General features: G+C 56.9%; 15 protein-coding genes and 1 pseudogene. 7 read left to right on the top strand and 9 right to left on the bottom strand.

Annotated features, from left to right (window positions below; all coding sequences use genetic code 11):
• Positions 1 to 136: 136 nt before the first annotated feature.
• Positions 137 to 1,288 carry an MFS transporter gene (locus ABRP98_RS10730; RefSeq protein WP_349859180.1) on the top strand — a complete coding sequence of 384 codons (1,152 nt, stop codon included), beginning with the start codon at positions 137 to 139 and terminating at the stop codon, positions 1,286 to 1,288.
• 10 nt (positions 1,289 to 1,298) lie between these two features.
• On the top strand, positions 1,299 to 2,597 hold the full coding sequence (locus ABRP98_RS10735) for a copper oxidase (protein ID WP_349859181.1): 1,299 nt from the start codon (positions 1,299 to 1,301) through the stop codon (positions 2,595 to 2,597).
• Here ABRP98_RS10735 and ABRP98_RS10740 read toward each other — a convergent pair.
• Positions 2,594 to 4,027 carry a TM0106 family RecB-like putative nuclease gene (locus tag ABRP98_RS10740; protein ID WP_349859183.1) on the bottom strand — a complete coding sequence of 478 codons (1,434 nt, stop codon included), beginning with the start codon at positions 4,025 to 4,027 and terminating at the stop codon, positions 2,594 to 2,596. The two genes, ABRP98_RS10735 and ABRP98_RS10740, sit on opposite strands and share 4 nt — an antisense overlap.
• Positions 4,028 to 4,095: 68 nt before the next feature.
• Here ABRP98_RS10740 and ABRP98_RS10745 point away from each other — a divergent pair, with 68 nt between their 5' ends.
• Complete coding sequence (locus ABRP98_RS10745; protein ID WP_284771240.1) at positions 4,096 to 4,728, top strand: DUF6474 family protein; 633 nt, start codon at positions 4,096 to 4,098, stop codon at positions 4,726 to 4,728.
• 192 nt (positions 4,729 to 4,920) lie between these two features.
• Positions 4,921 to 5,232, top strand: coding sequence for a histone-like nucleoid-structuring protein Lsr2 (locus ABRP98_RS10750; protein WP_284771241.1), 312 nt, complete (start codon positions 4,921 to 4,923; stop codon positions 5,230 to 5,232).
• Between the two features lie 4 nt (positions 5,233 to 5,236).
• On the opposite strand, the gene ABRP98_RS10755 is transcribed toward ABRP98_RS10750, so the two are convergent.
• Both ABRP98_RS10755 and ABRP98_RS10760 read right to left on the bottom strand, forming a co-directional pair.
• Positions 5,237 to 5,875, bottom strand: coding sequence for a response regulator (locus tag ABRP98_RS10755; RefSeq protein WP_023018163.1), 639 nt, complete (start codon positions 5,873 to 5,875; stop codon positions 5,237 to 5,239).
• 37 nt (positions 5,876 to 5,912) lie between these two features.
• The gene (locus tag ABRP98_RS10760) at positions 5,913 to 7,076 is read right to left on the bottom strand and encodes a sensor histidine kinase (RefSeq protein WP_349859185.1); all 1,164 of its coding nucleotides are present in this window, start codon (positions 7,074 to 7,076) and stop codon (positions 5,913 to 5,915) included.
• On the opposite strand from ABRP98_RS10760, the gene ABRP98_RS10765 reads away from it, so the two are divergent.
• Positions 7,075 to 7,605 (top strand): DUF2020 domain-containing protein, encoded by a 531-nt coding sequence (locus tag ABRP98_RS10765; protein ID WP_349859187.1) that lies wholly within the window; start codon positions 7,075 to 7,077, stop codon positions 7,603 to 7,605. The genes ABRP98_RS10760 and ABRP98_RS10765 overlap by 2 nt on opposite strands.
• Here ABRP98_RS10765 and ABRP98_RS10770 read toward each other — a convergent pair.
• Positions 7,602 to 7,754, bottom strand: coding sequence for a hypothetical protein (locus tag ABRP98_RS10770; RefSeq protein WP_284771244.1), 153 nt, complete (start codon positions 7,752 to 7,754; stop codon positions 7,602 to 7,604). The two genes, ABRP98_RS10765 and ABRP98_RS10770, sit on opposite strands and share 4 nt — an antisense overlap.
• Entirely contained in the window at positions 7,754 to 8,416 is a 663-nt protein-coding gene (locus ABRP98_RS10775; protein ID WP_284771245.1) for a class E sortase, read from the bottom strand. The genes ABRP98_RS10770 and ABRP98_RS10775 overlap by 1 nt, the downstream gene beginning before the upstream one ends.
• Before the next feature lie 35 nt (positions 8,417 to 8,451).
• On the opposite strand from ABRP98_RS10775, the gene yidC reads away from it, so the two are divergent.
• Positions 8,452 to 9,396 carry a membrane protein insertase YidC gene (yidC, locus tag ABRP98_RS10780; RefSeq protein WP_284771246.1) on the top strand — a complete coding sequence of 315 codons (945 nt, stop codon included), beginning with the start codon at positions 8,452 to 8,454 and terminating at the stop codon, positions 9,394 to 9,396.
• Here the strand turns inward: yidC and ABRP98_RS10785 are convergent.
• The 3 genes from ABRP98_RS10785 to ABRP98_RS10795 form a co-directional block, all read right to left on the bottom strand.
• Positions 9,353 to 9,961: a TetR/AcrR family transcriptional regulator gene (locus ABRP98_RS10785; protein ID WP_284771247.1), complete on the bottom strand. Its 609-nt coding sequence runs from the start codon at positions 9,959 to 9,961 to the stop codon at positions 9,353 to 9,355. The genes yidC and ABRP98_RS10785 overlap by 44 nt on opposite strands.
• A 78-nt stretch (positions 9,962 to 10,039) precedes the next feature.
• On the bottom strand, positions 10,040 to 10,291 hold the full coding sequence (locus ABRP98_RS10790; RefSeq protein WP_005279667.1) for a GlsB/YeaQ/YmgE family stress response membrane protein: 252 nt from the start codon (positions 10,289 to 10,291) through the stop codon (positions 10,040 to 10,042).
• Positions 10,292 to 10,468: 177 nt separating this feature from the next.
• Positions 10,469 to 11,368, bottom strand: a complete 900-nt coding sequence (locus ABRP98_RS10795) for a universal stress protein (protein WP_284771248.1) — start codon at positions 11,366 to 11,368, stop codon at positions 10,469 to 10,471.
• Positions 11,369 to 11,488: 120 nt separating this feature from the next.
• On the opposite strand from ABRP98_RS10795, the gene ABRP98_RS10800 reads away from it, so the two are divergent.
• On the top strand, positions 11,489 to 12,535 hold the full coding sequence (locus tag ABRP98_RS10800; protein ID WP_502878800.1) for a pseudouridine synthase: 1,047 nt from the start codon (positions 11,489 to 11,491) through the stop codon (positions 12,533 to 12,535).
• A gap of 195 nt (positions 12,536 to 12,730) precedes the next feature.
• Here the strand turns inward: ABRP98_RS10800 and ABRP98_RS10805 are convergent.
• Positions 12,731 to 12,854, bottom strand: a pseudogene (locus tag ABRP98_RS10805) (IS3-like element IS1206 family transposase); the annotation flags it as partial.

The raw sequence follows: 12,854 nt of genomic DNA on the forward strand, positions 1-12,854 counted from the left end.
AGTGAAATAATCCTAATACCAGCACGCCAGACCGGCTAAACATATAACTTCACCAACACATCCTGTCGTTTAGGCCAACCCCATCAAGGGTGTGGCGCAATTTACACCGCCGCCTGTGAGGAGAATGCTGGTATGCATGACCAGAAACCGGCGCGCCACCATCGCCATGCTCCTTTTGGGCTTGGCGGTGTTTTCTAGCCTCTATACCACCCAAGCAATTTTGCCCACGTTGGTAACGGATATGGGCATCTCACACACTGAGGCGGCCATGACCGTGTCGGCCGCCACCGGCGCGTTAGCCATCTGCGTGGTTCCGGCGTCCATCCTTTCTGAGCGCTATGGGCGCGGGCGCATCCTCCTCATTTCTGCCATCGCCGCCACCATCCTGGGCCTCGTGGTGCCCCTAGCCCAAGAGGGCTGGCAGCTCATTGCCCTGCGCGGGCTGCAGGGCGCGATGTTATCTGGTGCTCCGGCGACGGCCATGGCCTGGCTATCAGAAGAGCTCGAGGATCATGCTTTGCCTAAGGCGATGGGCCTTTATATTGCCGGTAATTCCGTGGGCGGGCTCACCGGCCGCATTATTCCCGCTGGCTTGGTGGAGTTTTCCTCATGGCGCTGGGCGATGCTCGGCTCCGCCGTGGTCTCCCTGGCCTTTGCCATCACCTGCTGGTTCCTCCTGCCCGCCCAGCGGAATTTTCACCCCAAGCCAATTCATTTCCGCTCCGAGCTGAGCGCGGTCTTTGGGCACTGGGCAAATAAGGATCTTGCCACACTATTTATCGTTGCCTTTTTATCCATGGGCACGTTCGTGTCCATGTATAACTTCCTCACCTTCCGCCTGACTGGGGATTTTGGCCTGTCGCCGGCGCTGGCTGGTTTTACCTTCCTGTTTTATCTCTCTGGCACGTGGTCCTCGGCTCGGGCGGGCACGCTGGTGGCCCGCATTGGGCACGGAAAAACGATGGTCGGTTCCGCCGCGCTCTTTACCGTGGGCATTATCCTCTGCGCCGGCAACCTGGCAATGACGCTTATTGGCATGGTGTGCCTGACCATCGGTTTCTTCGCGGTGCACTCCACCGCATCTGGCTGGGTGGGGCAATTGGCCACCCACGACCGCGCCGAGGCGTCCTCAATGTACGTTTTCTGCTATTACCTGGGCTCATCCATCGTGGGCGCATTGGCAGGCATGCTTTTCGATGCCCTCACCTGGCACCAATTCATCGCCTGCTTCGCCGCCTTCGCGCTCGCTCTCACGGGGTTGACTTGGACCAAGGTTAAATCCGACTAAACTCGGTTTTATGCCTCAAGATAAGTGGTCGAGCCGCACCTGGCACCGCAAAGCCTCACGCCCCGTGTCCATCTGGATGATGGTCTTCATCGTGGTGGGCGCAGCACACATTTTCGTGCCCAATTATCGCTGGGTACTAATCCACCTCTTCACGTTGGGCCTAGTCACCAACAGCATCCTGGTGTGGTCGCAGCACCTCACGGAAAAATTCGTGCAACAAAAACTGCCGGATTCCGCCCGCCCCAAGCAGCTCGCGCGTATCTATATCCTCAATATCGGCATCATCATCGCCGTCGCGGGCCAAATCCTCGTGCAATTCTGGGCTCACCACTGGATACTGACCCAGATCGGTGCCACGCTTATCGCGCTTACCGTTTTATGGCACGCGGTGACCTTGTTCACCCAGTGGCGCTCCGCTAAGGATAAGCGCTTCCGCCCAGTTGTCGGCGCCTATGTACTATCCGCGCTGTGCCTGCCGGTAGGTGCAGTCTTCGGCGCAATCCTGGCCATTCACCCGGGCGATCCGCAGTTGCTCTTGGCCCATATCGCCGCCAATATCGGCGGTTTCATCGGCCTTGCCGCGGCAGGTTCGTTGACCATTCTCTTTCCCACCATCTGGCGCACGCAGGGCACCAATGAGCGCATGTCCTCCTCGTTCCTGCTGCTTACCCTGGGCGTGGTGGCAACGACGATCGGCGCGTTCCTGAACTTCCCGCAGCTCGGGCTGATTATCTATTGCATCGGTTGGATCTTGAGCCTGCAGCAGTGGCTCGGCAATGTCATCGACGTCGCCCGCGCACCGCGCGACCGCGTTAACTTTGCCTCCGTCTCGGTGCTGATGGCCGCGCTCTGGCTGGTGCTTTCCCTGACGTACTACACCACGCAGCACTTCCTCGTGGCAGAACCAGGGCTTCCCACGCTCGGCCTCGTGGTGGGCTTTGCGGCGCAGCTGCTCATCGGAGTCATGAGTTATCTTCTTCCCACCACCATGGGCGGCGGCCCCGGCGCGGTCCGCGCAGGACTGCAAGAGCTGGATCGGTGGGGCCTATTGCGCGCCACATTCGTCAATGGCGGCCTGCTTATCTGGATCGCCACGGATATCTCCGTGCTCAAGGTAGTGGCCTCGCTGTTATGCATCGGCTCTTTGGCGGTCTACCCCATATTCATCGCCCGCGCGGTCAAGGCCCAAAAGCAGGTGTTGATGAAAAAGGCGGAAGGCCCCGAGCCAAAAACCACCGCGGACTGGAACCAAATCTATATCGGCATTGGCATCCTGCTGTTCATATACGTCTTTATTGCCGCGCTCTAGAGCTCCGGGATTCCCGGCGCGCCGTCGCTCATCCACTCACGCACTATCCGGGTGGCGTGCACATCGCCGGCGTTATAGTCCAAGAGGCGCTGCCGGACTCTCATATCACCTGCTAGGGCCTCCCGGCGCGCGTTCACGGATTCCTCGCCATCAAAGTCCTCGTCCGGCCACCGGAATCCCGCCACTGGGGCCACCACTTTGAGCCCCAGCCCAAAGGGCCCCGCGAAGGATCTCTTCACGTAGGCAAACATATCCACCCACTCCGGGGAAGAGATAAAGTCTTCTACTTCCCGTTCATCTACCTCCCGGAAGCGCTGCGCGGAGCGCCGCATCCAGTGGTTTTCGCCGTGGGCGGAATAGCAATAGGCCGCAAAAGTCTTGCCCTCTGCATGCGCTGTATCGCGCAACCGCATCAACCACTGCCAAAATTCGGCGAAGTTCTCCGCCTCAGCGCGCCCGCCTAGCGGCTCCCAGGTCACGAAGGGGTGGTACTCGCCCTCGAACCACGCGCCCCATAGGTAAGCTCCCTGGTCCATGTAGGCTTCCATGTCCACATCCACCTCGACATCCGCGCGCGGCACCGATGTATCCCCGCGGCGCAGCAGCGTCTGACCGGAGCGCCACGCGGCCGCAAGCCGGGAGGGCTCGCCCGCATTGGCATCGATAAGCGCCTGCACCGTGGTAATACCGCGCTCGCGGAAGGGGCGTGCGCGATCACCCGGTAAGAAAAGGGAAATATCGTCCGCCGCCACCAGCTCTTGCTCGCACAGGGGCCAGAACCTACAGCTCGCGCACTCCTTTACCCGCACTGGTGCGGTGGGAAGCGGCTTATCCCAGGCGCGCTGCACGTCAAACTTCGCCGTCTCCGTGAAAAAGGCCTGCTGGCGGTCCTGCCCGATGGCACCGCCGCGCCCAGAGTTCAGGCCCATGTCTTCCAGGGCCTGGGCGGCGAGCGCCAAACGATACCCATCGACGGCATGGTGGCGGGACTTATACGGAACCTCCATAGGCTCGCTCAGCCCAAGGCGATGGGTGGGCACGGCAAGCGTGGTTTTCTTTGGGTTCTTGCGCGCGACGCGGTGGTTGCTCACAATAATGGGGGTATAGGAGCTGCCCTCTCGGAGTAGCAATTCCACGTGTACTTTCCACTTTTCGGTGGCAAAGACCGCATTGGTGATGTGGGTATAGCCGGAGGCAATGGCCTCCAGCGTGGCCATGGCGCGTTCCCAATCATCGCCTTCTAGATCGATCCGCCGGAAACGGCCAGGGGCTTTGCGCGGGAATAATTCCATGACCGCGTCTACGGCGGCGCTGTGGCGTTCGGCCCTAGCGATCGAGGATCGGGTGCGCGGAATCTCCGGGTGGGCGCGCCGCTGCACCAAGCGATAGCGGCACCCAACGAGATCCGAAGCTACAACGACATCCTCCACACCGGGTGAGCTTAATAGAACAGCAAGGTAATGTTGAATCCAGACTCGATCAAACGTAAGGGAAAATAATGAGTATCCTCAAGAAATTGAAAAAGGCTCGCCAAGAAGCGCGTGCGCAGGCCAAGGCGGCAAAGGCGCGCGCCAAGGCTGAGGTAAAGGCCCAGTCGAAGGATCGTCGCCGCCAACAAAAGCTCCTTGCCAAGCAAGAAAAGCACCTTGTTAAGGCCGAAGAAAAGGGCCTCAAAAAGCGCCGGAAGCACGAACAAAAAATGGCGGAAAAAGAACTGGAAAAGTTGCGCGAGGGCCACTTTAATTCTGGCAAGGTCAAGCGCTATGCAGGCGCATTGCGCACCGCCGCCCCGCTGTTGCTTCCCCTCGTTTATCGCGCATTTGTGGGCCTTAAGTCCGAAAAAGAAAAGCGCAAGGCTCACAAGGCGGGCGTGAGTTCCGCGGAAATGGCCTCTTTTTCTGGCTATGGTGCCCCGCTCAAGGCCCGCACCGCCGGCATCCGTAATTCCCTCAAGGATGTAGATCTGCCCGCCGGCTTCAAGCGGGACGTGCGCGAGCGCCTCGAGGAGGTTGATTCCGCGATCGATAACGCCGAATTCATGACGGAGCAGCAGCGCCGCCGTGCACATAAGACCATTAGCGGAGAGATCGATTCCGTTACTGCGGAGATTCAACAGCGCCTGGGCGCTTAATTTCTCTTTTTCTTTCTACCAATCGCCGTTCACCTTTCTTTAAGGTGGCGGCGATATTTTTTACGCGAGCGCCAATAAGTAAATTTTTATTGTCTATTAATTTCCACACTGGTAGAATTGAATTAAAGTTAATTCAGATTCCAAATGCCGGTATTAGGCAAACATATCGACGCAATAAACCATGGAGGTACTATGGCACGCCGCGAAATCACGCAATTTTATGATGACCTAGATAATAAACTCATTGGTGAGGATGAATTAGAAGTAGTTCGCTTCAGCGTCAACGGACGTAGCTACCTCATGGATCTATCTCGCGACAATGCTCGCCGCTTCCACGAGGCAATCGCTCCCTTTGTCGAGGCCGCACATGCCGCCCCCGATGCCGAGTCCCCACAGGTCGATCCCCGCAAGGTCCGCGAATGGGCAAAAAAGCAGGGCCATGACGTAGCGCGCCGCGGCAAAATCCCCCAAGACATTATCGACGCCTACAACGCCGCCCACTAGACGTTTAAAGCACGCCCTGTTCCCTAGCGGCCGCCACCGCGGACGTGCGGGAGCGCACACCCAATTTGTCATAAATGTGCACCAGGTGGGACTTCACCGTGGCCTCAGAAAGCATGAGGTCGTGGCCAATTTGCCGGTTCGAGGCCCCCGCCGCCACCAGTTGCAAAACCTCTAGCTCGCGCGGGGTCAGCGAGGTGCGGGGCGTGCGGACTCGGGTCATGAGGCGATCGGCCACGATGGGCGAGAGCGCCGAGTCCCCCTCCGCCGTCGAATGGACGGCATCCAAAAGCTCCTGCGGTGGGGCGTCTTTTAGGAGGTAGCCCACCGCGCCTGCTTCGATAGCGCCGAGGATATCCGCATCGGTGTCGTAATTGGTGATGACCAACACCTTGGGCGGCGTGCTCATGGAGGAACGAATCTGCGCGGTGGCTTCGACGCCACCCATAACGCGCGTTCCCTCCAGGCCCGCCCCGAAGCGCAGGTCCATGAGGATGACATCGATACCGCCTGCTTGCGCCGCAGACACCGCCGCCTCCGCCGTCGCTACCTCGCCCACGACGTCGATATCTTCGGCACCTTCAAGCACCGAACGCAGCCCCAGCCGCACAATCTCGTGGTCATCTGCCAAAAGGACCCGAATCACGACATCCCTCCTATCGATGTTTTTCTCAACCAAAAGTTTAATCTACCGCCTTATCAAAGGGCATACTAACTGACACAGCCGTTCCCTCCCCCGGCGCGGATTCTATGATCACCTCGCCGCCCAGCTCCTGCGCACGGCGCTGCATGGCAGAAAGGCCAATATGCCCCAGACCCGCCGGCGCGCTTTCCACCGTCGCGGGCTCAAAACCCTGCCCATTATCAACCACATCCACGCGCACCTCGTCGGTTTCATAGGTGACGGTGATCCGGGCGCGGCTGGCGTGGGCATGCTTGACGATGTTCCCCACCGCCCCCTGTGCAATCCGCAATAGCGCCGCCTCTATTTTCATCGGCAGCTGTTGCTCCGCGCCCTCACTTTCGACCTCCACCTGGAACCCCGCAGTAGCGGCGAAGTTTTCCGCCATGCGCGTCAGCGCCGCCTCAAGGGAGGTCTCCGTCAGTGTAGGAGGCTGCAGCGCCGCAATCATGGCCCGCGCCTCATGCAGGTTATCCGCCGCGGCCCGCCGGGCGAGCTCAATGCGCCGCCGGGCGGCGGCAATGTCGTCTTTATCCAGATCCCGGTCGGCGGAGTGCAGGAGCATCTGAATTGATGACAACCCCTGGGCCAAGGTGTCATGAATCTCGTGGGCGATGCGCTGGCGTTCGGCCACCATGCCGGCGTCTCGTTCCGTGGCCGCCAACTGCGTACGGGTTTCCACTAACTCACGGTTCATACGCGATAAGGTGCGAAACGCATAGGTAATCGCCACGGTTACTAGTGCCGAGACCGCCGGTCCCATCACTCCACCAAAGGTCAGGCCTCCCGGTATCTGCACCACGACAGTGAGCACGGTCGCACCGATGACACACAGGATACCTGCGGTCACATCCAGCACCGTCAGGTACAAAAAGTACATGACGAATACCAGATAAATGGCGGCGGGAGCCACGAAAAGATCCGCACCCCATAACACCGTCAGGATGCTTATCCACAAGTAGCGCATGGGCCGCGGCCACTGCTCCGCATAGATCGATCCCGCAAAGTAGACGGCCGCGAACCCCACCAATAGCAATAGGTTAATAAGGGACTGCGATAGCGGCATTTTCACCGAAGTAAAAATACCCACCACTAACAGGACCGCAGTCAAGAAATGAATGCCGGTACGCAGTGCATCAGAATCCCGTTCTAATGTGGAGCTCATGCGCAAAAGCCTACTTGTCCTTCTCGCCCTGACCGGAATAGGGATCGCGGGATGCCAGACCGAACAAGCAGACCAGACCGAACCGGAACACGAGGTGACACCGGAAAGCGCCGCCATCAACGTCGCACAGACCGCAGAGGTCAACGAGTGGAGCGATTGCCCCTATATCGATCCCGGCTGGTTGGAAAATACCAATGGCGAGCGCCTTACCAAGCAGGGCATCGACACGCGCTTTCCCACCCCCGCGTGCGTCTTCTGGTCTTATCAGGATGACCCGCAAGCTACCGTCATCGTACGCGAGATGCCCACCGTAGAAGACGCCCGCGCCGCGGTGGATTGGGCCGCGCCAATCGATGCCACCGAGCCCGCCTCCTTTGCAGGCTGGGAAGGTGGACGGGGCATCGTCAATGAGCAGGCCGTCTATGCCGTACAAAAGGATACCCACGCGGTACTGGTGTGGAGCAATCAGCAACAGACCTTCAAGTCCGAGCAGATTGCTCAGGAAGCCATTGCCAATTTAGGGCTTTAAACCGCGACGTCGTTATAGGGCATCATCGGCGAAACCCAGGGGAATACGACCTCCATGAGGAGGAAGAAGATTCCTACCGCAATGGCGATGGCGAGCAGCGCCTTCACTGGCTTCGGTCCTGGCAATAGATTCCACAAAGCGCGATACATTACTTAGCTTCCTTTCCAACTTCCATCGCGTGCACGATCATGCGCTCGGCGTTGGAAAATTGCGGGTGACAGGTAGTCAGAGTCAGCATTCCCCGCGTGGGGTCCGCTTCAGTTCCTGGGACGGGGTCGATCACTGAGACATCGCCTGGCGTGGTGATGTGCCTGCCGGCAACATGGCTATATTCTTCTGGTACTTCATCGAAGCAATCCGCATGCTCGCCATCGATGGGCAGCACCTTGTAAGTAATCTTTTCCGTTTGGGTTTCGATGATGACGTCATCGCAGGTGTGCAAAGAACCCAAATCATTAAATGGGGCACCCTTGCCCACGCGGTGCCCAGCCACCGCAAAATTCCCCGTCTCACCTGGCATTTGTGTGTCCTCATAGTGACCAGGGCCGCGTAGAAGATCATCATCATCCGTGCCTTGAATGATGGCAAAATGATAATCCGAGCCAAAGGCTGGGATGTACATCTGTGCGAAAGCCTCTCCCAAATCTGGGTCCACTTTCTCCCGGGGGTTGCGCCACTGCTCTTCTAATTTTGCATTAGCTTCATCTTGTAAACGCCCTGATTCCACATTCGTCCAATAGGCTTCATAGAATGCAAATAGAACTAAAACCAAACCAATGGTTAGCATGAGTTCGCCCAGAACTTTTGTCATGTCCTAAACCATACTTCCTCTCCGAAAGGAAAACCATGTTCGAGTTCTTCATGTACCCGGTTTCCGGAATCATGAAATTCTGGCATTGGCTGATCAGCGGCTTCGTTGATGAATCCGCTGCATGGCTTGTCTCCATTTTCCTTTTGGTACTCACCGTGAGAGGCATCGTTATCCCCCTCAACTGGATGTCGCTGCGCTCCGCACGCATCGGTGTCCTCATGCGCCCGGAGAATAACGATATCTCTAAGGAAATGAACCAGGCCAGCACCAAAGAGGAAATGGCTGCGCTCATCAAGAATCAGCAGGACCTCATGAAGAGCTATAACTACAAACCTGCTGCTGGCTGCATCCCGCCGCTCATCATGATTCCGGTTTTCATTGGTTTGTACCAAGTAATCCTTCGGATGTCGAAAATCGATCAGGACTCAAAGACCGTCGGCATGCTCAATGCTGACGACGTCGCCGCCTTTCGTGAAACCACATTCTACGGTGCCCCAATCACTGACTTCGCCCGCGATCACGGCGATCTTCTTAATCCCGTCCTCATTGCTGCCATCGTCTTTACCATGGCGAATTCCATCATCGCCCTAATCCGCAGCTTCCTCACCACGCAATTCGATCTAAAACTAAACCGCCGCATATTCATTTTCATGGGCATTTTGCTCATCATCGTGCCCTTCTTCCTCTGGCACCTGGCTCATAATGGTCCCATTCCCGTCGCCATCATTATTTATTGGGCCTGTGCATATTGGATCACCCTCATTCAGACCATCATCTTCGAAATCATGCTGCGCGAGTTCTACCCGCTTACAGATGAAGTAAATGCGATGCGCCGTGAGAGCCTTCAAAATTGGCGGAATAAAGAAAAACAACCCGCTCTTTCCAAGGAGGAGAAAAAGCGGGTCAACCGGCTGCGCATTGAGGCGCGCAAGCACCTTAAATCGAATAATCAGCAGGAGGAGCCGAAAGCATCTGAGTAGCTAGCTCGCGGGCGGTATAGAGTGGCCCTGCTTCTTTGGTCAGGCGGGATCCGGCGAGACCGCCATCGAGGAAAATCAAGAGCTGGCTTGCTTGGGAGGCCGAGGGATAACCGTTGCGCTCCGTCAACAGAGCCGTCAAGGTAGAGTGCACCCAATTGCGATGCTGCATGCAGGCCGCGACGATGCCGCGCTCCGAATCCGTTTCAGGCCGCGGGTACTCGCCCGCTGCATTCAAGAAGTGCGAACCGCGGAATCCTTCCTCCGGCTCTTCCTCAATGACCTTGTCAAAAAAGGCCAAGATCTTTTGGTCCGGATCCTGCATGGCAGCCGTCCGCTGCTCCCAGTCCTGGCGGAATTGTTCATCCAAGGACTCTACGTAGGCAATAACCAAGGCATCCTTGGAACCAAACAAGGAATATAGGGATGCCTTGGCCACATCCGCTTCGCGCAAGATGCGGTCAATACCGATGACGCGAATGCCCTCAGTTTTAAAGAGCTTTGTTGCAGATTCCAGCAATCGACTCCGCGGGCTGGGGCGATTGCGGCGCGACTTCTTCTCTGCCATGGATTCCTCTCTACAACGACAAAACCGGTTCATCTATACTTTATAGACAAACCGGTATGTACGCTAGTTATATGCGGACTATTGTTTCACCTTGTCCACAATCCACAGCAAGATGCAAGCACCCGCGGTGGCAGCGACGATGGAGAAGATCCAACCACCGCTAGCCTCAATATTCAGCAGCTGGATAATGATGCCACCGATGAGGCCGCCGATAACACCCACCACCAGGTTGGTAAACAAGCCGTGGTCACGCTTCATAATCTTCTCTGCCAGCCAACCGGCAATGATACCAACAATGATTGAAGTAAATAGACCCAAACCTAGTCCCATGATTTCCTCCTAATATAAACGTATCGAATACTTCCCAGTTTAAACCCCTGTGACTCAAGTGGCGATAACAAATGCGACACATTTGTATAGCAAAGTGGCTTTAAAACACCAGAAGCGCTCCACTCCTGGCTCTAAAAGCCGGGAGAAGAGCGCTGGGAAGTCAGGCTAGCGAATGATTTAGCCTTCGTCGTCTGGGCGTACCACCATCATCGGGCACGGTGCAGACTGCAGCAATGCGCGGGAGGTAGAGCCAAGGACCATGCCCTTGAATCCACCACGGCCGTGGGAACCAACGACGAGAAGCTGCGCACCTTCGGCGGCCTCCGTCAACGCACGGACGGGGCGGTCACGGGTGATCTGCTTCTTCACCTCAACATCTGGGAACTCTTCGCGCGGTTCCTTCAGGTTTTCTTCCAGCACCTCAGCTTGTTCCTTTTCAATCTCTGACCACTCAGACTGAGCTGCAGAGAGGCCGGCGAGGGATGCCTGGATTTGCATATCCATCCAGGTGTGCACGGCAACGAGGGCCGCGCCGCGAGCCTGGGCTTCGCGGAAAGCATAGGAGGTTGCCTTCTGAGAAACCTCGGAACCGTCCACGCCAACGACAACTGGGCCGTATTTGGTGGAGTCGGTGACGTTATTATCTTCACGAACCACAACTACCGGGCAAGCGGCGTGGGAAACAACTGCGGCGGAGACAGACCCCATGACCATGCCGGACAGGCCGCCCATGCCGCGCGAACCCATCACGACCATGGTGACGTCTTGAGACATTTCCAAGAGCATATCGATGGGGGAGCCCTCTGCGATGGTGTGCCCAATCTTGAGCTCTGGGGCTACCTCGTGAGCGATTGCACGAGCTTCCTCAATCTTTTCCAGGGTGTCGTCCTGCAAGTCATCGTAGAGATCCTTCGGCGGAACCATACCTTCTGCATACAGGAATTGCGGTATGGTGTAGCTCGATGCGATGCGCAGCGGGATTTCCCTCTTCATCGCCGTATTTGCCGCCCAACGGACGGCGTTCTTTGAGGCGTCAGAGCCGTCGACGGCGACGACTACAATGTCTTCCTTAGCCATGATCTTTCCTTTCAGTGGTTATAACTTAATTATAGTACGGATTAGGCTTAATGGTTGACAGTTGCAGGATCAGAATTGGACGGAGAGAAAATTTCGAGGAGCGTTCGGAATACGTCCCATATCACCGCGCCAATTCCGTCATTGAAAAAAGCCAGCACCTGGTCCGCGAGAGAATTAATATCCATGTCAAACACACTAATACACCACAAAAAAGGATTCAGCCCTTTGCCCATTAAAAATGGGCTGAACCCCACGCGCGTACGTACGCCGGAGGAAGGTCTCAGCACCTGGGATTTTCTCAGCGAAGTCATCTCCTCGCAGCGCCACCGCCACCCTAATGATGATGCACAGGCACTGCGTGACCGATTCACCGCGGGCGAGGTAGTCCTGCGCGATCAAACTCCCCTAAAGCCAGGTACCGTGCTCGGCAAAGATGTCGATGTCTTCTTCTACCGCATCCCCGCACCAGAAACACCCGTACCCTATGACATCCCCATCATCTATGAAGATGACAACATCCTGGTAGCCGATAAGCCCCCATTCATGGCCACCATGCCGCGCGCCCGGCACATCGTCGAAACCGCCACTGTACGCCTTCGCCGTTCCACCGGAAATAACGAATTAGTGCCGGCACACCGCCTCGACCGCCTCACCTCGGGCCTTCTTCTATTTACCAAGCACAAGGACGTCCGCGGCGCCTACCAGTCCCTCTTCGCAGAAAAGAAAGTCCACAAGACCTATCAGGCGGTCGCGGAATTCCGCCGCTTGCCGACGCCCCTCCAATGGTCCTCCCACCTAACTAAAACGCCCGGTGAAATCCAGGGACGAATAGCAGATGGTGAATCAAATGCTTTCACCACTCTAGAATCGGTAGAACCCATTAATAAGGGCCCTTATGAAAAAATTCACGGTTCACTAGCTGACCTCGGCATCTACACCCTAAAACCACAGACTGGGAAGACCCATCAATTGCGGCTGCACATGTGGCAGGCGGGCACACCGATCCTCGGCGATCCTGTCTACCCCACGATTTTCCCTGAGGAAGCTGAAGACATGTCCGTACCCATGCACTTAACAGCGACGGACTTAGAATTCGCGGATCCACTCAGCGGAAAGCCGCGCCATTTCATCTCAGGACTTCCATTGGTCATGCACAAATTGCTTTAAGCCTGAAGTGTCCCAGGTTTTGTTCCGTTTGAATAGAGGGGAAAATCTGGAAGGAACTGACCTCCATTTGGTGGCCACCTGATATTCAACCCAGTCGAGTTGGGAAGATGAAGTGCCCCGTGTTTTGTTCCTAGGCATGTGCCTTGATTTCTATTATGGGCCTGACCCCCGGACAGTGGACACGTCGGGGGCTAGCTATGCTGCTTTGGTCAGTGTAGCTGATGTGAGTGCTTCGAAGTCACCGGGAGCTAGAAGGTTGCACCACGAGTGTCGCCGGCGCGTGTTGTAGCGCATGCACCACCTAAAGACTTCCTGACGG

This window comes from Corynebacterium sp. KPL2838, from assembly GCF_040225455.1.
Classification (GTDB): Bacteria; Actinomycetota; Actinomycetes; order Mycobacteriales; family Mycobacteriaceae; genus Corynebacterium; species Corynebacterium rhinophilum.